This is a genomic window from Streptomyces taklimakanensis, assembly GCF_009709575.1.
GTDB lineage: Bacteria > Actinomycetota > Actinomycetes > Streptomycetales > Streptomycetaceae > Streptomyces > Streptomyces taklimakanensis.
This window is the reverse complement of record NZ_WIXO01000001.1, coordinates 5,851,063-5,873,220: the sequence shown is the minus strand read 5'-3', so window position 1 is coordinate 5,873,220 and position 22,158 is coordinate 5,851,063. Positions and strand designations below refer to the sequence as shown.

Here is a 22,158-nt window from a genome sequence, read left to right as displayed (position 1 = left end):
GGGCGGCTTTCACGGGCGGGCCAGTCGTAGTCCGGCGAACACCCAGCGGGAGGCGGCGGGGTAGAAGTTGCGGTACGTCGGCCGCTCGTGCCCCGCGGGGGTGGCGCAGCTCGCCCCCCGCAGGACGTGCTGGTCGGACATGAACTTGCCGTTGTACTCGCCGACCGCGCCCTGGGCGGGGCGGAAGCCGGGGTAGGGCAGGTAGGCGCTGGAGGTCCACTCCCACACGTCGCCGAGCATGTGCCGGCCGGCCGGGCCCGGGTGCAGTCGGTCGGGGTCCAGCAGCCGGCCGCGCGAATCCGCCACCTCGCGGGCCGCGACCTCCCACTCGAACTCGGTGGGCAGGCGGGCACCGGCCCAGCGGGCGTAGGCGTCGGCCTCGTAGAACGAAAGGTGGCAGACCGGCTCGTCCCGGCGCAGCGGCCGCACACCGGCGGAACCGAACGCGGCCCACCGGCCGTCCTGCCGCAACCAGTAGCCCGGGGCCCGCCAGCCGTGCCGCCGCACCGCGGCCCACCCGTCGGAGAGCCACAGCTCCGGGCGGTCGTAGCCGCCGTCGGCGATGAACTCCAGCCACTCGGCGTTGGTGACCGCGCGTTCGGCTATCTCGAAGGGCACCAGGTGCACGCTGTGGCGCGGCCCCTCGTTGTCGAAGGCGAATCCGGTTCCGTCGTGCCCCACCTCGTACAGTCCGCCGGGGACCGCGCGCCAGGTCAGCGGCAGCGGCTCGGGGTCGTCCTCGGCCGGCCGCCGGAGCAGCGCCGGTCCGAACGGGTGACACGAGAGCAGGTGCAGGGCGTCCATGACCAGCAGTTCCTGGTGCTGCTGCTCGTGGTTCAGCCCCAGCACGATCATCTCCTCCTGCTTCTCGTCGACTCCGCGCCGCAGCAGGTCGACGACGGCCCGGTCGACGTGCGCCCGGTAACGGCCGACCTCGTCGGCCGACGGCCGGGTCACCAGACCGCGCTGCGGGCGGGGGTGCCGAGGGCCGACCGCCTCGTAGTAGGAGTTGAACAGGTAGCGGAACGTCGGGTCGAACGGCTGGTGTCCGCCCGCGGGACCGAGCAGGAACTCCTCGAAGAACCAAGTGGTGTGGGCGCGGTGCCACTTCGTCGGACTGGCCTCCGGCATCGACTGCGCGGTCTGGTCCTCGGGAGACAGGGGGGCGGCGAGCCGTTCGGTGAGCGCGCGGACGTCCTGGAACCGCGCGAGCAGGCTCGGCGGGGCGGGGGCGGCCAGGGACACACGACCTCCATCGTCATGGCAGTACGCGACCGGGCGGCGGTCACAGGTGTCAACGAGCGCTGTACCCATCGCGCGGGCGGCTGACTCCCGACCGTGGTCGGCCCCGGCCCGACGTCCGCATCGGCCCGCCGCCCGTTGCGGGGGCGACGGGCGGGGTGTTCGCGACGGGCCGGCCGTCCGGTGGGGTTGCCGCGCGGAGCGTGGTCGGGTCCCCGGCCCCCAGGTCCACGACGTGGGCGTCCGGGCCGTGGCACACCCGACCGGGCCTGTCGGGCCGTCGCCCATCCTTGGGGTTTCCTCACCCGTTCCGCCTTCGGAGCCGCCGAGGCCACGGCGGATGGGGCAGGGTGGTTCCCTGCTGCGGCGCACCCGATGAGTTCTGTCCCCCGGTCTTCGAAGGAAGGGAACGACACCATGGCTGAGGAATTCGACGCGGTCGTCATCGGAGCCGGTCCGGGAGGGGAGACCGTCGCCTCCCGGCTGCTGGCCGGCGGACTGCGTGTGGCGCTGGTGGAACGCGAACTCGTCGGCGGCGAGTGCGCCTACTGGGCCTGCGTCCCTTCCAAGACCCTGCTGCGTCCGCCCGAGGCCCGCGCCGAAGCCGCGGGCGCCGCCGGTCTGTCCACGCCCGAGCAACACTGGCCGACCCTGCGCGACTACCGCGACCACATGATCCGCCACCTTGACGACACCGCCCAGGTTGACGGCTACCGCGAGCAGGGCGCCACCGTCGTCAAGGCCACCGCCCGAATCACCGGACGCGGCCCGTGGCGCGTCGAGGCGGGCGGACGGCGGCTGAGTGCCGAGCACGTCGTGATCGCCACCGGGTCGCAGGCGGTGCGCCCGCCCATCGACGGTCTGGACCGGGTGGAGACGTGGACCAACCGGGAGGCCACCACCGTGCGGGAGATCCCCCGGCGTGCCGTGGTGATCGGCGGCAGCGCGGTCGGCGTGGAGCTGGGCCAGTTCCTGGCCCGCATGGGCAGCCACGTCACCCTTGTCCAACGCGGCCCGCGGCTGCTGGACCGCGAGGAACCCCGCCTCGGTGAGCTGGTCGGCGCCCGGCTCCGCGGGGACGGCATCGACGTGCGCCTGGGCCGCCAGGCCACCACCGTCCGTCGCGACGGCGCCGACACCGTGGTCGAACTGGACGACGGCAGCAGCGTCCGCACCGACGTGATCGTCCTCGGGACGGGCCGCCGGCCCCGTACCGCCGGGCTCGGCCTGGACGCCGTCGGCATCGAAGCCAACGCCGGCGGTGCCTTGGACGTCGACGAGCGGTGCCGCGTCACCGACGACGGGCTGTGGGCGGTCGGCGACGTCACCGGCACCGCCCTGTTCACCCACGTCGCCCAGTACCAGGCCAGGGTCGTGGCCGACACCATCCTCGGCAGGCCCCGCCGCGCCGACTACACCGCCGTCCCCCGCGTCGTCTTCGCCCAGCCGGAGATCGCCGCCGTCGGTCTGACCACCGCCCAGGCCGGCGAGCGGAACATCGACCTGGCCACCAGTGAACTCGACCTCGCCGCCTCCCTCGCCCGCCCATGGACCTTCGAAACCGAGCCCACCGGCACTCTCGGCCTGCTCGCCGACCGCAGGCGTCGCGTCCTGGTCGGCGCGTGGGCCGTCGCCCCACTGGCCGGGGAGTGGATCCACCAGGCCGCACTCGCCATCCGCGCCCGCGTCCCCCTCGATGTCCTGCTCGATGGGATCGCCCAGTTCCCCACCTACAGCGAGGCCTACCTCAAAGCAGCCGAGCGCCTCGACCTGTGAGCGGACCGTCCCGCTTCCGCGGCGACAAGGGGCCGAAGGCCCTACGGCGGCCGGCGGTCGGCCGGTGGTCGGGGTCCGCAACGCGGCAGGGCTCCCGGTCGGCGCGCGATCTCCTCGCGTTCCGCGAACGACGGGTGCCCGCCCGAGGGCGGGCCGAGCCGGATCGACGGTTCAGTCCTGCCGGTTCCGCCGGTCCGGCTGCGATTCCCGGGTGAGGCGGGTCCAGCCCGCCGGCGGTGCCAGGAGGGTGCGGGCATGGGGCTTCCGTCTCCGGAGCCGCACCTCTCCCCGGTAGTCGCGAAGGACGAGGTGGCCGAGGTGTTCCAGGGCCTTGGCCGCGAATCCGTTCGCCGGGCACATCCCCTCCCCCTTCCCGAAGGGAAGGTAGGACCGCCGCTGGTCGTCGGTCGGTTTCTCCCACCGCGTGGGACGGAAGTCCAGCGGCTCGTCCCACACGGCCGCCGACCGGTGGAGCGCGTGCGTGCCGATCAGGACGTGTTCGCCCTCGTGAACCGGGACGCCGGCTATCTCGTGATCAGCGGCGGCCACCCTGGCCAGGCGCCACGCCGTCGGATAGAGGCGTAGCGCCTCCTTGACCAGGGAACGGACCTGTTCCGGTCGTACCGATGGGCCGTTGTACCCGTGCCGAAGGCCGAGCAGCACCACCCATTCGAGAGTCACGCCGGTGAAGCCGACCGTGGAGAGGACGAGCCGCTGCAGCAGCTGCGCGCGATCCGCCGGGGACAGTTCCCCGTGCAGGCCCAGCACCACGTCGACGAGGTCCTGTGCGTCGGCGCCCGGTGCGGGCAGCCGTTCCAGCTGTTCGGCGATTCCGGCCCGGATGACGGGTACCGAGCGGTGGGAACGCCTCACCGCGTGACCGACGATGTCGTCGGCGATGATGCTCGACGTCACGTAGGCATCGATGAGTGAGTTGATCTCGCGGTGGCGCCGGTGTGCCATCACCGGCGCGAAGTACCGCCGAATCACTCGGACTCCCCAGCGCTGGTTCCGCAGGCGGCCGCGGCTGTCACCTGCCTCGCGGAGGGCGGAGTCGATGTCGAACGAAGCGCGGAGATCGTGACGGGTCAGGATCGTGAGCAGTTCGCGTGACGCCTCGGCTCGCAGCGTCCGGGAAAGGGGCGTTGGTCCGATGCGGAAGAACCCGGACTGCGGCAGGTACTTGTCGGCCGAATCGACCAGCACCTCCCGGGCCGCATCCGCATCGGCGACGAAGAGAGTCCCGAAGCGGAGCCTGAACGGGCCATCGGCGTCCGCTGCCAGGTTCTCCCATCGCCGAAGGTGGTGCCATAGGCTCTGCCTGTCCAAGAACACGAGGTCCTCTGCCCATCTGACGGGGGAAGGGGCGCGCGGAACCGGCTGCGCACCCCCTCCCGCACGGGGATCCTGTTCAGACTCTGTGTCCGTACCTGTCGCCGTACTGGTTGCGGCGGGCGCGCAGTTCGCCGCTGAGCGCCCGAGCGCCCCTGATGACCCACGACATCGTCGTCCTCCCGTCGCGCGGTGATCTGCGCTGTCCGGCCCGGCCCGGCGTCAGTCCTGCCGCCCGTATCCGACGAAGTATCCGTGCCACCGTGCGCGCATCTCACCGCTGAGCGCCCGCAGGCCGGTAGTGAACCAGGACATGGTGATCCTCCTCCTGATCGGTGATCTCCGCTGTCCGGCCCGGCTTGCGCCTTCTCGGCCCGCCGCCGCACGTCCCAGCGCGTGATCAGCCACTGACATGAATCCGGTCGGCCATGGGCCCACCTCGTGCGTCATGACGCTACACACACGGCGGAATCGGGTGAACCGGTGAAACCGGCCAAAGACAGTGGTGCCGGTGAGCTGCTCCGTCGAGGATCCCGAAGTTCCACGGGCCGGGCAGGGCCGGGGGCAGACGACGCGGAAGCGCCCTGGAGGGCGAAGTCGGGCGACACGCGCCCAGGAAGAAGGGGGTTGTTCCGGATGGGCTGTTTACTTCGCCGTGCCGCAGTTCCGCCGCTGTCGGCCGCCCGCCGTGCCTCCGGTGTTCGACGCGTTCACCCGGGCGGCCGGTGACGCGTGCGGCAGGCCCTCGGACACATGACGGGAGAGTTGTGCGCAACCGACGCGATGTTCTGCGCCTGGGAACCGGAGCCGCGGCCGCCGCTGTGGCCGCGGGCCCGACGACGGCGTCCCCGACCTCGGCGGGGCCCCGGGCGGCCGCCTGGCAGGAGTTGCGTCGGGCGCTGAGTCCGGGTGCGGCCCTGTACCGCCCGGGTGGGGGCGGGTACGACAGGTTGGCGGTACCGGAGAACCTGCGGTACGCCCATGTGCGCCCGGCCGGGATCGTGGCCTGCGCCACCCCGCGGGACGTGCGGGTCGCCGTGCGCTGGTCGGTCAAGCACGGCGTGCCGTTCGCACCGCGTTCGGGCGGCCACGACTACGCCGGTCACTCCACCACCGAAGGCCTGCTGGTCAGTCTGCGCCGGATGAGCGAGGTGGTCCCCGGCGGGCGGCGGCTACGGGTGGGTGGCGGTGCCACCAACTCCGACGTCTACCGCGCGAGGGAGGCGAACCTGTACTTCCCCGGCGGACGTTGCCCCGGGGTCGGGGTGGCCGGGTTGACCCTCGGCGGCGGACTGGGGTTCAACGACCGCAAGTGGGGCCTCGGTTGTGACCGCCTGACGCAGACCGAGGTGGTACTGGCCGACGGCTCCCTGGTGCGGGCCTCCGCCCGCGAGAACCCGGACCTGTTCTGGGCCTGCCGAGGTGGCGCCGGAGGCAACTTCGGCATCAACACCGGCTTCACCTTCGACGCGATCCCGGTCGCCGACCAGGTCGCCACCGTCTTCGACCTCACCTTCGCCCTCGACCGGGGCGTGAAGCTGATGGAGCGGGTGCAGGAGATCCTTCGGCGGGACGGGACGGGTGACTTCGACTGCCGCGTCGGGTTCGTCAACCACGGCCACGGCGAGATCACGCTGCTGGGCCAGTACCTGGGCACCGACGACCGACTCCGCCGACACCTGGCCCCGATCCTGGAACTGGGACCGACCAAGCGATTCGTCGAGCAACGGCACTTCTGGAAGGCCCAGGACCATCTGATGACCAAGCCCGAACGCGTGGCACTGGCCTCCAAGTCCCTGGTCCCCGACCGCCGACTGGAAGCCGAGACGGTGACGGCCGTCACCGAGTGGATCCGCCACTGGCAGCCGGGCCGGGCCGGCAACGCCGGCCATGTCACCCTCTTCGCCATGGGCGGCCGCAGCGGCACCCCCGCCCCGGACGAGACCGCCTTCCCCCACCGGGGTGCCACCTTCGTCATCGACATCGGCACCACCTGGGATCCGGCCACCCCCGGCGAGGTGGTCGGGCACCTACTGGACCAGATCGGCACGGTGTACCACACCCTCCGCCGCGACCTGGGCACCTCGGCCTCCTACGTCAACTTCCCCGACCCCGACCTGCACCGTTGGCGCACCGCCTACTACGGCCCCAACCACGACCGGCTGGTCGAGATCAAGCGCCGCTACGACCCGGGCAACCTCTTTCGCCACGGCCAGAGCGTCGACTCCCGGACCGCCTGAGCGGCCACCGCCGCCTTCCGGCGGTTCCACGCGCCAAAGACGCCCCGCCCACAGGAGGACGAGGGGCGGCGCCCGACGCACCGCTGCGCCGAAAGCGCGGCCCGCACGGCGGAACGGACCGTCCACCTGTGGCGGACCAGGGCGGAGACCAAGCCGGAAAGCCGGACGGTCACGGAAGTCGCGTCCGTGGCGCGGGGAGGGACGGCGGCCGCCGGTGTGGCCGTCTCCACGCCCACGGCACGGATGACGTCACACGACGGGGAGGGACCGCGGTCTTCTCGCACGCTCGGGTGTTGTGTACTTTCGGTACCCCATTCGTCACTTCGCGTCGCGCGGGCGGAGGTGACCGTCACTGTGGAGGTACGAGCGGTGCGGAGCATGCGAGGACTACCGGCCGTGGTCGCCCTGATCGCCTCGTCCCTGCTGTTCCCACCGGCGCCCGCGCACGCGGCGCCGGGCGATCCGACCTGCACGGAGAACGAGTCCGTCTCCTACTCCCCCGGCCTGCTGACCACGCCCCGGACGGTGGACGTGACCGTGCACAACGTCCTCTCGTGCACGTCCCTCACCGATCCGGCCGTGACGCGAGGGCAGGTGCGGGCGACCATCCACGGCCTCGACCGCTCCTGCACGGACCTGGCCGCCTCCGGCAGCGGCTCGTACACCATCACCTGGAACACCGGCGAAACCAGCACGATCAGCTATCACCGGTCCGCCAACTACGTCCTGGGGACACTGGTCATCGTGGAGAACGGGACGGTGACGGCGGGCAAGTTCACCGGTGACTCCGTCCTGCACGTCGTCGAGCTGCTCAACCTCGACCTCACGGCCTGCCTCGCGGAACCCGGGCTCACCACGGCCTCGGGCATCGGCACCTACACCTTCGCCTGACGCGCCCGCCCCAAAGACCGGGGACCGCCGGGTCACCGCAGGGGCGGGCTTGTTCCGTACCCTGGCGGCATGCGCATGCGCCCCACCGTGAGATGGACCCCCACCGAGGACCTGCCGCCGGGCACCACGGATCCGGGGCCGGTCGTCGACGCGCTGAGCGCCGGCGGTGTGCTGGTGCTCAGCGGGGCGGGCATCTCCACGGAGTCGGGCATCCCCGACTACCGGGGCGAAGGCGGGAGCCTGAGCCGGCACACCCCGATGACCTACCAGGACTTCACCGCCGGCGCCCAGGCCCGGCGTCGGTACTGGGCACGCAGCCACCTCGGCTGGCGCACCTTCGGCCGCGCCCGCCCCAACGCCGGGCACCGGGCCGTGGCCGCCTTCGAGCGGCACGGTCTGCTCTCGGGCGTGATCACCCAGAACGTCGACGGTCTGCACCAGGCCGCCGGCAGCGAGAGCGTCGTGGAACTCCACGGAAACCTGAGCCGGGTCGTCTGCCTCTCCTGCGGCGCCTTCAGTGCGCGCCACGAACTCGCCCGGCGGCTGGAGGAGGTCAACGCGGGCTTCGAGCCGGTGGCCGCGGGAATCAACCCGGACGGTGACGCCGACCTCACCGACGAGCAGGTCGGGGACTTCTCCGTGGTGCCCTGCGCGGCTTGTGGCGGCATCCTCAAACCGGACGTGGTGTTCTTCGGTGAAGCCGTTCCGCCGCGGCGGGTCGAGCACTGCCGCGATCTGGTCCGTGAGGCGGCCTCGCTGCTGGTCCTGGGCTCCTCCCTGACGGTGATGTCCGGACTCCGGTTCGTCCGCCAGGCGGCCCAGGCCGGGAAGCCGGTACTGATCGTCAACCGGGACCCGACCCGGGGCGACCGGCACGCCCTCGCCCGGGTCGCGCTCCCGCTGGGGGCGGCCCTCACCACCGTGGCCGGTCGGCTGGGCATCCCCGTCGACGACCGGGTGGCGACCGGACGGGACGGTGGCGGCGGTGGGGCGCCGCCGGGGTTCACCGCGTCGGCCCGCCCCGATCACAAGATCGTTCCGTCTTCCGGGTGACAGCGCGGGACCCACAAGCGCGGCAGTGGTCGACGACGCTCACACGAGCGGCGCCGAACCGACCGATCGCGGCGGAACAAGGGAGCAATGGCCGAGACCCGCGGATCGGTGGAGTCAGCGCCCGATGCTCCGGTGCCATCGGACTTCGCCTCCGTGCCATCCGTCGGTGGGCGTGAGCCCGGCGGCGGTGGCGACTGCGGCGGACGCCCGATGTTCGGGGTGGAGGTGGGCGATGACGGTCTGCACCGGCTGCCAGCCGAGCCGGTCGACGAGTCCTCGGGCGGCTTCGGTGGCGATGCCCCCCTCCCCTGCCACGGGGTTCCCGTCACCCAGGCGATCTCGGCGAGGGGCCGTGGTCGGAGGGCCTGATCACCGCCTGGACCGTGCCCGTCGGGCATGCCTCGTCACGGAGTCGGACCACCCGGTTCAGCCAGGAGACGGCCGGATCGGGAGGACCCGCGGCCGTGTGCCGGCCGCCCCGCGGGAGACGGGACGGCGGTGTTTCAGAGCGCGAGCCGGTTCCGCAGCAAGGCGTCGAGGCGGTCCAGGATCCAGGTCCAGGTCTCCTGCGAGCCGGGGGCGCTGTGGCCGAAGCCGCCGGCCGCCTCCAGAGCGACGTAGCCGTGGAAAACGCTCCCCAGCAGTCGAACCGCGTGCGTCTGGTCCGGTTCCACCAGGTCGTAGCCGCGCAGGATCGCTCGCATCATCTGCGCGTGCCTGCCCCCGGCGCTCGCGGCCGCCGTGTCCGGGTCGAGCCGGAGCCGCGCCGCGGCGTAGCGGCCGGGATGCTCCCGGGCGTAGTCGCGGTAGACGTTCGCGAAGGCGGTCAGGGCGTCCCTGCCGGCGCGCCCGGCCAGGGCGTCGGCGGCCCGGTCGGCGAGTTCCTCCAGGGCGAGCAGGGCGATCCCGGTCTTGAGCTCCTGGGAGTTCTTCAGATGCGAGTACAGACTCGCGACCTTGACGCCGAATCGCCTGGCCAGCGCCGAGACGGTCACCTGATCGAAGCCGACCTCGTCGGCCAGCTCCGCCCCCGCCCGGACCAGGCGTTCGGTGGTCAGCCCCGCTCGTGCCATCGCCTTCCCTCCATCGCCCTGAAGCCACCATGCATTTACCTATAACCTTTAGGCAAATTGACCCACCGTTTCGACACGGCCGTGCGCCGACACCACTGGGAAGGTCGCCGACCGCCGACACGGGTGCCGTCCGTGGCGACCCGGCCGGTCGGACCGGTCCCGGCGCACCGCCGAACCCCCCACCCGCGGCCCGCGCCGTCCACGATCTCCCGTCGGTACCGCGGCGGGACCGGACGGAGCACGGGAGCCCCGCAGGTCGTGGGGTGGCCGTCCCACCGTGCGTCCCGGGACGTCCTGGGACGTCCCGGGGTGGGTAAGGGCCCGCGCCGCCTGCCCGAGACTGGGTGCCGGGCCCACGCCGCAGCCCTGCCGCGCCGGCCCGGCACATCCCCACCCACCACAGCGAACAGCAAGGGAGCACACCCCCATGTCCGTCTCCGCCCTGACGCGCAAGAGCGCGGGTATCGCCGGAGCCCTGGCGCTGGCCGCCGGACTCACCGCCGCCTCGGCCACCGAAGCCCGGGCCGCGGTACCCGCCTGCCCCTACCCGTACGTCTGCTTCTACAACAGCTCCGGTCAGATGACCGGGCAGTTCCAGGACGTCACCGACTACTACCAGTCGGTCGGGGCCAGTGCGAACGCCACCGAGGTCTACAACACCCGCTACGACGACGTCGCCCGCATCCGGTACAGCGACGGATACGTCCGCTGCATCAAGCCGAGGGAGAACGCCTGGATCTCGCGAGCTTCCACCCGGGTGACCGGAATCAAGATCTCCTGGTCCTCGACCTGCTGAGGATCCGGGAAGTCGGTGGGAGGCGGGCCGGCAGCGGCGGCGTCACGGCCAGGTCGCCCACCGCACGGCCGGTCCCCGAACCACGGGCGTCCACGGCTGCGCGCACTCGTGGCGGCAAGTGCGTGCGGTCGGTTGCCGACCCGACCTGGCGCAGCGGCCACACGGCGTGCTCCTGATCGGCCGCACGGAACGTCAGGTCGGCGTGGAACAACGGCGGCAGCAGCTCGTACGGCGGCGTGACCTCCCACGCGGGGGCCGACCTCAGGACGCGCAAGGACTGCCCCCGCGGTCCAAGCGGGGCAACCTCGCGGACACGTACGAACTCCGCCGCCACCGTCGGGGCACCGACTCCTGCGGCCGACGCCCACTTCCCGCCGCTCCTCGTGCCGGGCGGGCGTTCCCCGCCCGGCACCTCCCACGCGTGAGTTTGGACAGTGCGGTCGGGACGGTGCGAGTGGGCGAGTGGGCGCTCAGCGCCGCATCGGCAGTTCCAACAGGCCGGCGAGCTCGGCGTCGGTCGCCGGTCCGAGTGTCGCCAGGATGTGCCGGGCCGCGGACAGGTCGGTGTCGTGGCCCTCCACCGTCACGGTGTACACGAGGCCGTCACGGCGCAGCCGTAGTTCCCGGTGCTCGTGGCCGCCCTCGTAGGTCAGCAGTTGGCGGCCTCCGCCGTCGTCCGCGCAGTGGATCGGTTCGCCGAAGGGGACCGGACAACCGCGCGCGTCGACGCGCCGGGGGTCGTGTCCCGCGCGTTCCACGCCGAGGTGGAGCCGCCGGGCGGGGTGGGACCGCTCGTATTCGGCACCGAAGCCCTCCTCGCCCGCGCCCAGGATCCGCAGTGTGTACCCCGGCGGTGGATCGCCGACCCGTAGCATGCTTCGGTCCACACCGTTGGCGGTGATCCACTCGTCGAGAGTGGGGGGTTGCGTGGCCGCCCGTACCGCGTACGTTCCGCCGACGACGAGGACGGCCGCTGCTCCGAGGGCGCCCAGCCTGAATCGGGTGTCCGGGAGGAAGAGCGCGGCTGCGAGCGCGTAGCAGGCACCTCCGGTCGAACAGAACAGAAGGCCGTCCTCCAGGCGGTTGACCTTGAAGTTCACCACGGCGGCCCCGAACGCCCCGACCGTGCCGAGCGCGTAGACGCCCACCGCCCATGTCCACGGTCCGCGCGCCCGGCTCGTGAGCGGCACGATCGCGCGGACGGCGGTCCCGAGCCACGCGAGCACCGCTACCGCCAGAAGGGCCACGCCGACGAGAACGACGGTGAACGGAACCGCTCCGCCGGTGAAGAGGGCGACGAACACCGCCTGCAGCTGCACGCTGGTCAGGACGCATCCGACCAGCCAGACGGCCGTCAGGTGAGTGACCGCGCGCCCCGCTTCCTTCCTCTGCGTCATTCCCGTGATCACGCCAGGCCGGCCGGTCACGGTTCCCGGCCGAGGCGGAGAACGAACGATCCCGCCGATCCGCCGAGCGGCCGGCCACCGAACCCGGGCGGGGTGCCGGAGCGTCCGTCCGACGGTCGTCGACGAGGTTCGGTGTGCCCGGACGCGTGCGGTGGGCGCGGGCCGACCCGAACCGGGATCGAGTTCCTGTCTCCCTCAGGGCGTCGGCAGCAGCCGTGTGGCGGTTGCGGCGATGGTCTCCACCGCATGGGTGAGAAGGGGGATCTCCCGGGCGCCGAGGCGGGTGACGGCCATGATGCGGCGGGCCGGGGCCGGCTCGCCTCGCAGCGGGAGACGAGCCGGCGACGGACTCCCGCCCAGTTGTGCCAGACGCGGCACGAGGATCACCCCGAGGCCGTGGGCGACCAGGGCGGTGCCGGTGTCCCACTCGTCCGCGTAGTGGGCGATGTGGGGCGTGAAGCCCGCGCTCAGGCAGGCCGCGAGCACCAACTGGTGGTAGGTCGTGCCCGGGTTTCCCAGGATCCACGGTTCCCCGGCGGCATCGGCGAGTGTGACCCTCCGCTGCCGGGTCAGGGGGTGCTCGCGCGGGACGACCAGGTCCAGTGGGTCGTCGAGGAGTGGCCGCTGGTCGAAACGGCGATCCGTCATGGGCGGTGAGTCCGCCGTGACCACCAACAGCGCGAGATCGGCCTCTTCCGAGAGCAGCAGGTCGAAGCAGCGGTCGGGCTCGGCCTCGATGATGCGCACCGTCAGGTGGGGGTGGGCATCGCGCAGGGCGGCCGCGGCGGGTGGCAGCAGACGGCTGGCCGCGGTGGAGAAGCCACAGAGCGTGATCCGGCCCATGGTCCGAGCGCCGGCGGTGGCCAGCTCGGCGCGGGCGAGTTCCCACTGCTCCTGAAGGCGTTCCGCGTGGCGCAGCAGGATGTGGGCCGCGTTCGTCAGGTGGATGCCCCGGCCCTGCTGTACCACCAGGTCCGCGCCCACCTCGGCAGCCAGCCGGCGCAGTTGGTAGGAGACGGCGGAGGGCGTGTAGTGCAGCGCCCGTGCCGCGGCGGTCACCGTGCCGTGCTCGGCGACCATCTGGAGGATCCGGATCCGGGGGTCGATCATGCAAACAGTTTGCACGGTCTGCTCCGAAACCATTTGATTCCCCTCGTCTTTCCTCGGAAGCACACTGGCGGACGTGACCGATCAGCACGTATCTCCGAAGCGGAACGCGGCAGGGCGCACCGTCGCGTTCACACCGATCGCCCCGCCCCGGTCGGACCGCCCCCGATCCCGGTGGCGTGGTCGGCCGGAGGAGCGCACCGACCGCCAAGTGGTGCGGACCGCCGGTGCGCTCGTGGTGACACTGACCGCGGGCGCCTACCTGCCCAGCCCCCTCTACCCCGACTACCAGCGTCTCTTCGGCTACGACGACCTGGTCATGACACTGCTCTTCGCCACGTTCGCCCTGGTCGGTTGCCCGGCGCTCCTGCTGTGCGGCCCGGCGGCGGACGCCGTGGGCCACCGGCCCGTGCTGCGGGCGAGCGTGCTGCTCGCCGCCGTCGGTTCCTGCTGCTTCGCCCTCGCCGACAGCCCCGTGTGGCTCTTCGCCGGGCGCGTCGGTCAGGCACTGGCACTGGGCGCCGCGACCGGGGCGGCCCAAGCGCTCATCGTCCGGCATCGCACCCCCACCGCCCGCGTCGGCGGACCGCTCCTCGCGAGCCTGGCCTTCACGGTGGGCACCGCCGCGGGTCCGGCCGCCTCGGGTCTGCTCGCCCACTACGTCCCCGGGCCGCTGGTCACCCCCTACCTGCTGCACCTGGTCCTGCTCGCGTGGGTGTGGCATCGGCTGCACCGGGACGTACCCGAGCCGACCGTCGCCCGTGAGGCGCGGCGGCGGTGGCGCCCCGTCCGACCGCACGTCCCGCCCGCCGCCCGGAAGGTCTTCGTCGTCGCGGGACTCAACGGCTTCCTCGCCTGGGCCGTCGTCGGCATCCACCTCGCTCTCGTTCCCGCTCTGCTCGAACGGGCCCTGCACAGCGGCGGCCCGGCAGCGGCCGGAGGCGTGCTGGGCGCGGTCCTGGCCTGGTCCCTGCCGGCCCAGCTCGCCGGCGCGCGCCGCACCGCGCAAAGAGCCCAGTACCTCGGTGTCGCCGCGCTCACCGGGAGCCTGCTGCTGCTCGCGGTCGCCGGGACCGCCTCGCTGCCCGCCATGCTCGGCTCCGCGCTCCTGGCCGGCGCCGGACACGGGGCGGCCTTCGGCGGCGCCGCCCGAGCGGTGGACGCGCGGACGCCGGCCGAGCACCGCGCCGGGACGGGGGCCGCGCTGTACCTCCTCTTCTACCTGGGGTCCGGGACACCGGCCGTCGCCGTCGGGCTGCTGGCCACGTCGGTGCCGCTGACCGCGGCGGTGTCCCTGACGAGCCGGGCCGGTGTCCCCTTGGGCGTCCTCGCCCTGCTGGCCACCTTCTGCCTCGCCGTTTCGGAGCGACGCCGGACCGGAGGGGCTCGCCCCTCCCCAACCCGCCGCGCGGGCCCGGCAGTCGACCCGACGGACAGGTGAAGGACCCGGCCGTGGAGCCGACAGAGGGCATATCCTTGCCCGGTCGGCTCTCCCCCCCGCTCGACCATGTGAGAGGTTTCGGTGACGGGACTCGCGGACTCCGTCGAATCGATGGAGCAGCTCGCCGTGGTCTGGCGTGCCATGGTGCTCGACCGGAATCCGGACGCGGACGTACGAGACCTTCCGGGCATCTCCGTCCGCTGGGCCGACTGCCGGTTCGCCTTCTGGAACTGCATCACGCTGACCGATGTCGGTCTGGACGCGAAGGGCGTCGAACAACGCCTGGACCGGGCAGCGGACATCATGCGCTCGAAGGAGCATCCGGGGTTCCTGTGGGTCTTCGAGGGCCTCCTCGCCGACGACGCGCGCACGGCGCTGAGGTCAGCGGCCGAGCAAGCGGGTCTTGCGTACGCCTTTCCCGGCACCGGCATGGCCGGAGACCTGCTTCCCCTCCCCGAACCCACCCACCCCGACCTGACGTTCGCGCGCGTGACCACCGACGGGCAACTGCGGGCCTACGCGGACCTCAACTCGCGCGCCTACGGGTTCCCTCTGGAGGACGGCCGGGACGGGCTCGTCGGCTCCGGTCTGTGGAAGGACCGGGTCCACGCGTATCTGGGCATGCGGGACGGTACTCCGGTGACCTGCGCCGCGACGGTGGAGGCGAAAGGCCGCCTCTTCGTCGTGCTTGTCGCCACGGCCCCGGAGTGGGAGCGCAGGGGCTACGGCGAGGCGGTGACGCGGAAGGCCCTGTACGAGGGAGTCCGAGCCACCGGACTGACCCGTGCCACCCTGCACGCGACCGTCGCCGGAGCCCCGGTGTACCCGCGCATCGGCTTCACGCCCAACTCACCGATGCACTTCTACGGCCTGAAGGGCTGATCCCGCCGAGACCACAGGGCGGCGCCCCTTGCGCCACAGCCTCGCCCGGGCCTCCCTGGGCCTCCGCCCGACCTGCTCGGCCTCCGCTCTCGTTCCTCCTTCCTCCCGTTCCTCGTTCCTCCGAGGTGGACGCCGAAGGTGCCCGACGGGGTGGGTCCCGGGCACCCCGCGCTTTTCCACAGCCGGCCCCGGCCGTGCCCGGCTGTGGGAGAGTGGCCCCGTGACACTGGAGGATCTCGCCCGGCTGCGCCGGGCCCGTGACCTGATGGACCGCGACTACGCGGAGCCGCTCGACGTTCCGGCGCTGGCGCGCGCCGCCCTCATGTCCCCGGGCCACTTCTCCCGCAGTTTCCGCGCCGCCTTCGGGGAGACGCCGTACAGCTACCTGATGACACGCCGGATCGAGCGGGCCAAGGCGCTGCTGCGGCGGGGAGACCTGACGGTGACGGAAGTCTGCTTCGCGGTCGGCTGCACCTCGCTGGGGTCGTTCAGCTCGCGGTTCACCGAGTTGGTGGGCGAGAGTCCGAGCTCGTACCGGGCCCGTCGCCATGACGAGGGCGCCGCCATCCCGGCCTGCGTCGCCAAGATCCACACGCGACCGATCAGGAACGGAGAAGCGAGAACCGTCTCCCCACCCGTAGCGTGAGGCGCATGGACATCAAGCTCTCACAGTGTTTCGTCGCCGTCGACGACCACGACAAGGCGCTCGCCTTCTACCGGGACGTTCTCGGCCTGGAGGTGCGCAACGACGTCGAGTTCGAGGGGATGCGCTGGGTGACCGTCGGCTCGCCGTCGCAGCCCGATGTGAACATCGTCCTCGAACCGCCCGCGGCGAATCCCAACGCCTCGCCGGCCGACAAACAGGCCATGGCGGAGCTGCTGGCCAAGGGCATGCTGCGCGGTGTGATCTTCTCGACCGACGACTGCGACGCCACCTTCGAGCGCGTCCAGGCCGCGGGTGGCGAGGTGCTGCAGGAGCCGATCGACCAGCCGTACGGCGTCCGCGACTGCGCCTTCCGCGATCCCTCCGGCAACATGCTGCGCTTCACCCAGCCTCGCGGCCGGTGAGCCCCGGGCCGGTGAACCGGCCGCCGTTCCGCCGGTGAACTCCACACCGCGTCCGGGCTCGGCGTGAGGTGAACGAGGTACTCGGCCGCGAGCCGACGCGCGACGTCCGTCCGTTCGGCGCCGAACGGACGTCGCGCCCCCCGGCCGACACCACCGGCCGGGTGGACAGCGGTCCGTTGCCTCGGCCCACGCCGACGAAGGAGAAACCAGACGTACTGCTCGAAGTCGACCGGACCGAGCCGGGCGACACCGACGGGGACCGCGAAGGCGGCCCCGCCTGACGACCTTACGGAGACACGATGAGCATGGCCACGAGGACGGACACGCGGTCGTCCGCCCCGCACGTCGCCGACAGCCACGACCTGATCCGTGTGCACGGCGCGCGTGTGAACAATCTCAAGGACATCGGCATCGAAATCCCGAAGCGCCGCCTGACGGTGTTCACCGGCGTCTCCGGCTCGGGCAAGAGCTCGCTGGTGTTCGACACGATCGCCGCGGAGTCACAGCGGATGATCAACGAGACCTACAGCGCCTTCGTACAGGGCTTCATGCCGACGCCGGCGCGGCCCGAGGTCGACGTACTCGAAGGGCTGACGACCGCGATCACCGTCGACCAGCAGCGGATGGGCGCCGACCCCCGCTCCACGGTCGGCACCGCCACCGACGCCAACGCGTTGCTGCGCATCCTCTTCAGCCGGCTCGGCGATCCGCACATCGGCCCGCCCGGCGCGTACGCCTTCAACGTCCCCTCCGTGCGCGCGAGCGGTGCGATCACCGTCGAACGCGGCGCCAAGAAAGCGGTGAAGGCCACCTACACCCGCACCGGTGGCATGTGCACGCGCTGCGAAGGCCGCGGCACGGTCTCCGACATCGACCCCACCCAGCTCTACGACGACTCCAAGTCGATCGCCGAGGGCGCGTTCACCATCCCCGGCTGGAAGTCGGACAGTTGGTGGACCGTGCGGCTCTACGCCGAGTCGGGCTTCCTCGACCCGAACAAGCCGATCCGCGAGTTCACCGAGAAGGAGATGCGGGACTTCCTCCACCGGGAGCCGACCAAGGTGAAGATCGAGGGCGTCAACCTCACCTACGAGGGACTGATCCCCAAGATCCAGAAGTCGTTCCTGTCCAAGGACCGGGAGGCGATGCAGCCACACATCCGGGCGTTCGTGGACCGGGCTGTCACCTTCACCACCTGCCCCGAGTGTGACGGCACCCGTCTCAGTGAGGCGGCACGGTCGTCGAGGATCAAGGGCGCCAACATCGCCGACCTGTGCGCGATGCAGATCAGCGACCTGGCCGCATGGGTCGGCGGTCTTAACGAGCCGTCGGTGGCGCCGCTGCTCGCCGCGCTGCGGCAGATCCTCGACTCGTTCGTGGAGATCGGGCTGGGCTACCTCTCGCTCGACCGGCCGTCGGGCACGCTGTCGGGCGGCGAGGCACAGCGCACCAAGATGATCCGTCATCTCGGCTCCTCGCTCACCGACGTCACCTACGTCTTCGACGAGCCCAGCGCCGGACTGCACCCCCATGACATCCAGCGGATGAACAACCTGCTGCTACGGCTGCGGGACAAAGGCAACACCGTGCTCGTCGTGGAGCACAAGCCGGAGGTCATCGCGATCGCCGACCACGTCGTCGACCTCGGCCCCGGCGCCGGTACGGCGGGTGGCACCGTCTGCTTCGAGGGCACCGTCGAGGGGCTACGGGCCGGCGGTACCCTCACCGGCCGCCATCTCGACGACCGGGCCACCCTCAAGGAGACGGTTCGGACGCCCACCGGCACGCTGGAGATCCGCGGCGCGACGGCGCACAACCTGCGCGACGTCGACGTCGACATCCCGCTGGGCGTGCTGACGGTCGTCACCGGCGTCGCGGGCTCGGGCAAGAGTTCGCTCGTGCACGGGTCGATTCCCACCGACGCGGGCGTGGTGTCGATCGACCAGGGCGCGATCCGCGGCTCGCGGCGCAGCAACCCGGCGACGTACACCGGGCTGCTCGACCCGATCCGCAAGGCGTTCGCGAAGGCCAACGGCGTGAAACCGGCGCTGTTCAGCGCCAACTCCCAGGGCGCCTGCCCCGGCTGCAACGGCGTCGGTGTCGTCTACACCGACCTGGCGATGATGGCCGGTGTCGCCACCACCTGCGAGGAGTGCGAGGGGAAGCGGTTCCAGGCGTCGGTGTTGGAGTACCGCCTCGGCGGCCGCGACATCAGCGAGGTGCTCGCGATGTCGGTGGCCGAGGCCAAGGAGTTCTTCGGCACCGGCGAGGCGCACACGCCGGCCGCGCACGCCGTCCTCGGCCGGCTCGCCGACGTCGGGCTCGGCTACCTCGGCCTCGGTCAGCCGCTCACCACCCTCTCCGGCGGCGAACGGCAGCGCCTCAAGCTGGCCACCCACATGGCCGAGAAGGGCGGCGTCTACATCCTCGACGAACCGACCACCGGCCTTCACCTCGCCGACGTCGAGCAGCTGCTCGGCCTGCTCGACCGGCTCGTCGACTCCGGCAAGTCGGTCATCGTCGTCGAGCACCACCAGGCGGTCATGGCGCATGCCGACTGGATCATCGACCTCGGCCCCGGCGCCGGCCACGACGGCGGCCGGATCGTCTTCGAGGGCACGCCCGCCGACCTCGTCGCCGCCCGCTCCACCCTCACCGGGGAGCACCTCGCGGCCTATGTCGGCGCCTGACCACGGCTCTCGCTGACACCGCGGGACGAGTTCGCGCGGCACCCGGCGATCTCCCGCGCGGGAGCGCCCCGGAGTCGGCGGACCGTCACGGCCGGAACGACGCAACAGACGGACTCGGGGCACCGAACCGCCGCCGGAGCACCACGTTTCGACACCGCGCCCGGGCGGCTCCCCCGAGCCCGGATAGACCTGACAGTGCACCCCTACCACCCTTTCGGGTGGTTTCCGGTCACTCCATGATCTGGGCATATCAACCGACTGGATGATCCCCCTGGGCCGTGCCCTGCGGCCCGGGGAAGGATGGTGCGCACACCGATGAGTACGACACGACGAACAGTTCTGGGCACCGCCTTGGCCGCGCCCCTGTTGTCCCGGTTCACCGGGACGGCCTCCGCCACCACGGAGGACACATGGGGCACCGTCTCCGACGGCTGGGTCGAGGTCCGCTGGACCGAGCAGGTCCAGGCGGAGTTGGACCGGTTGGGGGCCGTGGTCGAGGCCGTGGCTCCGGCCCGCTTGGTCAAGGACTCCCGCGGTTCGGCAGTGCGGTTCTCCGTACGCTCCGGCACCGGTGATCCCTCGCTGACGGACCTCCCGGAGGCGCGGGGCGACGGCGCCCTCGACGGCGGGATCACGGTCCGCTCACCGGCCGGTGTCTTCCGGATCGTCAATCCGGAAAGTCTCCTGCAGGACGGGGTGGCCTCCGGGAAGTGCGTGGTCAACGGCGTCGAGGTCGGGCACCACTCGATGTTCCGGTGTGGCCTGGCCGAGGGCCTGTTGTCCACCGGTGACGCGCCGCTGGGCCGGCCGCTGACGGTTCGGCTCGGCGAGGTGCCGCTACGCCCCACCCCCGAGCTGCTGGAGGTGTACACCGCCACCTTCGGCACGCCCGCGTTCACCGCCGACACGCCGTTGGCGTACGTGACCGCGGAGGGCGTGTACACCCCGCCGAAGCCGTGAGGCGAGGGCCGGCTCCGGCCTCAGGACGTCGGAGCCGGCTCCACCGGTCGGGCGGGGCCGGGAAGACCGCCGCCGAAGCGGCGCCGGCGACCGGCGTACGCCGTGACGGCGTCCCGCAACCGGGCCAGCCCGAAGTCGGGCCAGAGGGTCCGGTCGAAGACCAGTTCGGCGTAGGCGAGGTGCCAGGGCAGGAAGTTGCTGATCCGCTGTTCGCCGGAGGTGCGGATCAGTAGGTCGACGTCGGGAAGACCGGGCGCGTACAGGTTCCGGGCCAGGTCCTCGGGCCGGATGTCCTCGGGCCGGATCGTTCCCGCGACCGCCTCGGCGGCCAGCGCGCGGGCGGCCTCGGTCAGCTCCTCCCGTCCGCCGTAGTCGACGCAGACGGTCAGGGACAGCACGTCGTTGTTCGACGTCATGCTCTCCGCCAGTGCCAGTTCGGAGGCGAGCGACGGCTCGATGCGGTCACGCCGCCCGCACCAGCGCACCTGCACGCCCATTTCGTGCAGCCACTCGATGCCCCGGACGACCCGGTCGGCCAAGGCGTCGAACAGGGAGACCAGTTCGTCCTGGGAGCGACGCCAGTTCTCGGTGGAGAACACGTAGATGCTCAGGTGCCGGATTCCCAGTCGCAGGGCGGCGTTGACCAGACGCATCGCCGCCCGCTCGCCCGCGTGGTGCCCCTGGGAGGCCGACATGCCCCGCTGCGCGGCCCACCGCCGGTTGCCGTCCATGATCACCGCGACATGGTCCGGCACCGCACCCGTGTGCGGCCGGGCCGGGCGGCGCCGCGCCGGACCGATCGACGTCAGCGGGTCGATCCCGTCGGTGAAGACCCGGGCCTGTCGGAGCACGGTCTCGTCGAACTGCAACTGGGCCCCCAGGAGCAGGGTGTGCAGAAACGGTTGGTACTCGGGACCCACCATCCCGGTCACCGGCACCGCCCGCTCCAGCAGGCCGGTCCAGCGGTCGAGCTGGAGACCCACCAACTCGTCCAGCGCCTCCCGCCGCTCACCGCGCCGGAGATCGCCGATCTCCAGCCCCAGCCGTCGCAGGTCGGCACGCGGCAGATAGCACCGGCCGGCGGCGAGGTCGGCCGGCAGGTCCTCGATGATGTCGACCAACTGGCACACCTCGCCCAGCACGGAGGTCAGCGACGACACCTCCGCTCCTCTCACGTCCAGCAGCGGGGTCCACATCTCGAAGATCGTCCCCGTGGCTCCCCGCAGGTAGCGTCGCTGATCCGCGAACGTCTCGAAGACGGGCGGGGAGACGCAGTCGGCCAGGATGGTGTCGAGGAACTCCTCGAGCACCGCACGGTCGAGGTCCCACCGCAGCACCGTGTCCACGAACGCCCGCCGCAGCGGGTGCTCGCTGTGGCCCGCGCGCAACTCCGCCAGGGTGTCGGAGCGCCACCGGACGATCCGCTTCTCGCGGTCCGTCCGCGCTCCGCCCTCGTCGGCGACGCGATCGGTCCGCATCATGAAACCGTGCACGGCGTGGACGTGGGGGCGGATCGCGGCGGGCAGAAGCTCGGTCGCCTTCCACATCGGTGCCAGGAACCGCCTGGTCTCGGCCGCGCACGCCTCGTAGGACTCGCGTAGTTCCGGCGCACCCGACACAGCCTCGTCCCCCACCATCCGCGGACCTCCTCCTCGGTCACGCCGCCGGTACGCGTTCCGCAGCCCCGGCAACGCGGCGGACGGCGGCACCTCCTCTCCGGCTCACAGCCGGAGACCTCCACCCTTGTCAACGACGCCGGGGGCGATCGGTACCGGTTCGGTTGTCGGATCACACGTACACACGACAAACATCGCGCGTAGGCTCACCGACGGTCGGCGAACCCCCCTCCGGGGTCCGACCTCGGCGAGGGCCGTGAGGCGTCGATCGGGTGTCCGTCCGAACGGTCGGCACGCACGAGGGCGACGGATCGTCCTCAGGATCGCGCCGCCGGTTCGCGCACGGCGGCGGTGTCCCGAACTCGCCCGGACCGCCCCCGGCGCGACCGGTTCCGCCCCCCGTGAGGTCACCCGGCCCGCCCCCTCGCGCCGAGCGCCGCCGCCTCGGAGCAGGACGTCGTCGTGGCGGGGAACCACGCGAAGGGCCGCTCGCCGCGCTCGACACCGCCGGCATCGAAGCACGGATCCGTTTCCGAGCTCCGGTGCGTCGGCTGCCCCCCCTTGCCGATCCTATCGAATTTCGAT

17 protein-coding genes and 1 pseudogene are annotated in these 22,158 nt (G+C 72.0%); 11 read left to right on the top strand and 7 right to left on the bottom strand.

Annotated features, from left to right (window positions below; genetic code table 11):
• Window positions 1-9: 9 nt before the first annotated feature.
• Entirely contained in the window at window positions 10-1,245 is a 1,236-nt protein-coding gene (gene egtB / locus F0L17_RS25675) for an ergothioneine biosynthesis protein EgtB (protein WP_202917939.1), read from the bottom strand.
• Window positions 1,246-1,659: 414 nt separating this feature from the next.
• Here egtB and F0L17_RS25670 point away from each other — a divergent pair, with 414 nt between their 5' ends.
• Entirely contained in the window at window positions 1,660-3,018 is a 1,359-nt protein-coding gene (locus F0L17_RS25670) for a dihydrolipoyl dehydrogenase family protein (RefSeq protein ID WP_155072905.1), read from the top strand.
• Between the two features lie 171 nt (window positions 3,019-3,189).
• Here F0L17_RS25670 and F0L17_RS25665 read toward each other — a convergent pair whose 3' ends face one another.
• Complete coding sequence (locus F0L17_RS25665; protein ID WP_338018223.1) at window positions 3,190-4,224, bottom strand: cytochrome P450; 1,035 nt, start codon at window positions 4,222-4,224, stop codon at window positions 3,190-3,192.
• Window positions 4,225-5,117: 893 nt separating this feature from the next.
• Between F0L17_RS25665 and F0L17_RS25660 the strand changes: the two genes are divergently transcribed.
• The 3 genes from F0L17_RS25660 to F0L17_RS25650 all read left to right on the top strand — a co-directional run bounded on the left by F0L17_RS25660 (window position 5,118) and on the right by F0L17_RS25650 (window position 8,534).
• Window positions 5,118-6,590 (top strand): FAD-binding protein, encoded by a 1,473-nt coding sequence (locus tag F0L17_RS25660; protein ID WP_155072903.1) that lies wholly within the window; start codon window positions 5,118-5,120, stop codon window positions 6,588-6,590.
• Between the two features lie 378 nt (window positions 6,591-6,968).
• Window positions 6,969-7,481, top strand: coding sequence for a hypothetical protein (locus F0L17_RS25655; RefSeq protein ID WP_155072902.1), 513 nt, complete (start codon window positions 6,969-6,971; stop codon window positions 7,479-7,481).
• A 69-nt stretch (window positions 7,482-7,550) separates the two neighbouring features.
• Window positions 7,551-8,534: an NAD-dependent protein deacetylase gene (locus F0L17_RS25650; protein ID WP_155072901.1), complete on the top strand. Its 984-nt coding sequence runs from the start codon at window positions 7,551-7,553 to the stop codon at window positions 8,532-8,534.
• A gap of 114 nt (window positions 8,535-8,648) precedes the next feature.
• Here F0L17_RS25650 and F0L17_RS25645 read toward each other — a convergent pair.
• Window positions 8,649-9,000: pseudogene (locus tag F0L17_RS25645) on the bottom strand (GNAT family N-acetyltransferase); the annotation flags it as partial.
• A 37-nt stretch (window positions 9,001-9,037) separates the two neighbouring features.
• Entirely contained in the window at window positions 9,038-9,607 is a 570-nt protein-coding gene (locus F0L17_RS25640) for a TetR/AcrR family transcriptional regulator (RefSeq protein WP_155072900.1), read from the bottom strand.
• 427 nt (window positions 9,608-10,034) lie between these two features.
• Between F0L17_RS25640 and F0L17_RS25635 the strand changes: the two genes are divergently transcribed.
• Window positions 10,035-10,403 (top strand): hypothetical protein, encoded by a 369-nt coding sequence (locus tag F0L17_RS25635; RefSeq protein ID WP_155072899.1) that lies wholly within the window; start codon window positions 10,035-10,037, stop codon window positions 10,401-10,403.
• Window positions 10,404-10,873: 470 nt separating this feature from the next.
• Here F0L17_RS25635 and F0L17_RS25630 read toward each other — a convergent pair whose 3' ends face one another.
• The gene (locus F0L17_RS25630) at window positions 10,874-11,800 is read right to left on the bottom strand and encodes a hypothetical protein (protein WP_155072898.1); all 927 of its coding nucleotides are present in this window, start codon (window positions 11,798-11,800) and stop codon (window positions 10,874-10,876) included.
• A 204-nt stretch (window positions 11,801-12,004) separates the two neighbouring features.
• The gene (locus F0L17_RS25625) at window positions 12,005-12,919 is read right to left on the bottom strand and encodes a LysR family transcriptional regulator (RefSeq protein ID WP_155072897.1); all 915 of its coding nucleotides are present in this window, start codon (window positions 12,917-12,919) and stop codon (window positions 12,005-12,007) included.
• A 232-nt stretch (window positions 12,920-13,151) separates the two neighbouring features.
• On the opposite strand from F0L17_RS25625, the gene F0L17_RS25620 reads away from it, so the two are divergent.
• The 6 genes from F0L17_RS25620 (at window position 13,152) to F0L17_RS25595 (ending at window position 19,957) form a co-directional block, all read left to right on the top strand.
• Window positions 13,152-14,357, top strand: a complete 1,206-nt coding sequence (locus F0L17_RS25620; RefSeq protein WP_338018222.1) for an MFS transporter — start codon at window positions 13,152-13,154, stop codon at window positions 14,355-14,357.
• An 81-nt stretch (window positions 14,358-14,438) separates the two neighbouring features.
• On the top strand, window positions 14,439-15,239 hold the full coding sequence (locus F0L17_RS25615) for a GNAT family N-acetyltransferase (protein ID WP_338018221.1): 801 nt from the start codon (window positions 14,439-14,441) through the stop codon (window positions 15,237-15,239).
• 220 nt (window positions 15,240-15,459) lie between these two features.
• Window positions 15,460-15,885, top strand: coding sequence for a helix-turn-helix domain-containing protein (locus F0L17_RS25610; RefSeq protein WP_162466690.1), 426 nt, complete (start codon window positions 15,460-15,462; stop codon window positions 15,883-15,885).
• Between the two features lie 5 nt (window positions 15,886-15,890).
• Window positions 15,891-16,307 carry a VOC family protein gene (locus tag F0L17_RS25605; RefSeq protein ID WP_155072895.1) on the top strand — a complete coding sequence of 139 codons (417 nt, stop codon included), beginning with the start codon at window positions 15,891-15,893 and terminating at the stop codon, window positions 16,305-16,307.
• A 299-nt stretch (window positions 16,308-16,606) separates the two neighbouring features.
• On the top strand, window positions 16,607-18,997 hold the full coding sequence (locus F0L17_RS25600) for an ATP-binding cassette domain-containing protein (RefSeq protein ID WP_155072894.1): 2,391 nt from the start codon (window positions 16,607-16,609) through the stop codon (window positions 18,995-18,997).
• A 315-nt stretch (window positions 18,998-19,312) separates the two neighbouring features.
• Window positions 19,313-19,957: a hypothetical protein gene (locus tag F0L17_RS25595; protein WP_155072893.1), complete on the top strand. Its 645-nt coding sequence runs from the start codon at window positions 19,313-19,315 to the stop codon at window positions 19,955-19,957.
• A 20-nt stretch (window positions 19,958-19,977) separates the two neighbouring features.
• On the opposite strand, the gene uppS is transcribed toward F0L17_RS25595, so the two are convergent.
• Window positions 19,978-21,594, bottom strand: a complete 1,617-nt coding sequence (uppS, locus tag F0L17_RS25590) for a polyprenyl diphosphate synthase (protein WP_155072892.1) — start codon at window positions 21,592-21,594, stop codon at window positions 19,978-19,980.
• Window positions 21,595-22,158 lie beyond the last annotated feature (564 nt).

What these genes read in the sequence shown, in the direction of transcription:
- F0L17_RS25670 (WP_155072905.1), top strand. Translation starts at nt 1,660, where the DNA reads ATGGCTGAGGAATTCGACGCGGTCGTCATCGGAGCCGGTCCGGGAGGG.
- F0L17_RS25655 (WP_155072902.1), top strand. Translation starts at nt 6,969, where the DNA reads ATGCGAGGACTACCGGCCGTGGTCGCCCTGATCGCCTCGTCCCTGCTG.
- F0L17_RS25650 (WP_155072901.1), top strand. Translation starts at nt 7,551, where the DNA reads ATGCGCATGCGCCCCACCGTGAGATGGACCCCCACCGAGGACCTGCCG.
- F0L17_RS25640 (WP_155072900.1), bottom strand. Translation starts at nt 9,607, where the DNA reads ATGGCACGAGCGGGGCTGACCACCGAACGCCTGGTCCGGGCGGGGGCG.
- F0L17_RS25635 (WP_155072899.1), top strand. Translation starts at nt 10,035, where the DNA reads ATGTCCGTCTCCGCCCTGACGCGCAAGAGCGCGGGTATCGCCGGAGCC.
- F0L17_RS25630 (WP_155072898.1), bottom strand. Translation starts at nt 11,800, where the DNA reads ATGACGCAGAGGAAGGAAGCGGGGCGCGCGGTCACTCACCTGACGGCC.
- F0L17_RS25625 (WP_155072897.1), bottom strand. Translation starts at nt 12,919, where the DNA reads ATGATCGACCCCCGGATCCGGATCCTCCAGATGGTCGCCGAGCACGGC.
- F0L17_RS25605 (WP_155072895.1), top strand. Translation starts at nt 15,891, where the DNA reads ATGGACATCAAGCTCTCACAGTGTTTCGTCGCCGTCGACGACCACGAC.
- F0L17_RS25600 (WP_155072894.1), top strand. Translation starts at nt 16,607, where the DNA reads ATGAGCATGGCCACGAGGACGGACACGCGGTCGTCCGCCCCGCACGTC.
- F0L17_RS25595 (WP_155072893.1), top strand. Translation starts at nt 19,313, where the DNA reads ATGAGTACGACACGACGAACAGTTCTGGGCACCGCCTTGGCCGCGCCC.
- uppS (WP_155072892.1), bottom strand. Translation starts at nt 21,594, where the DNA reads ATGGTGGGGGACGAGGCTGTGTCGGGTGCGCCGGAACTACGCGAGTCC.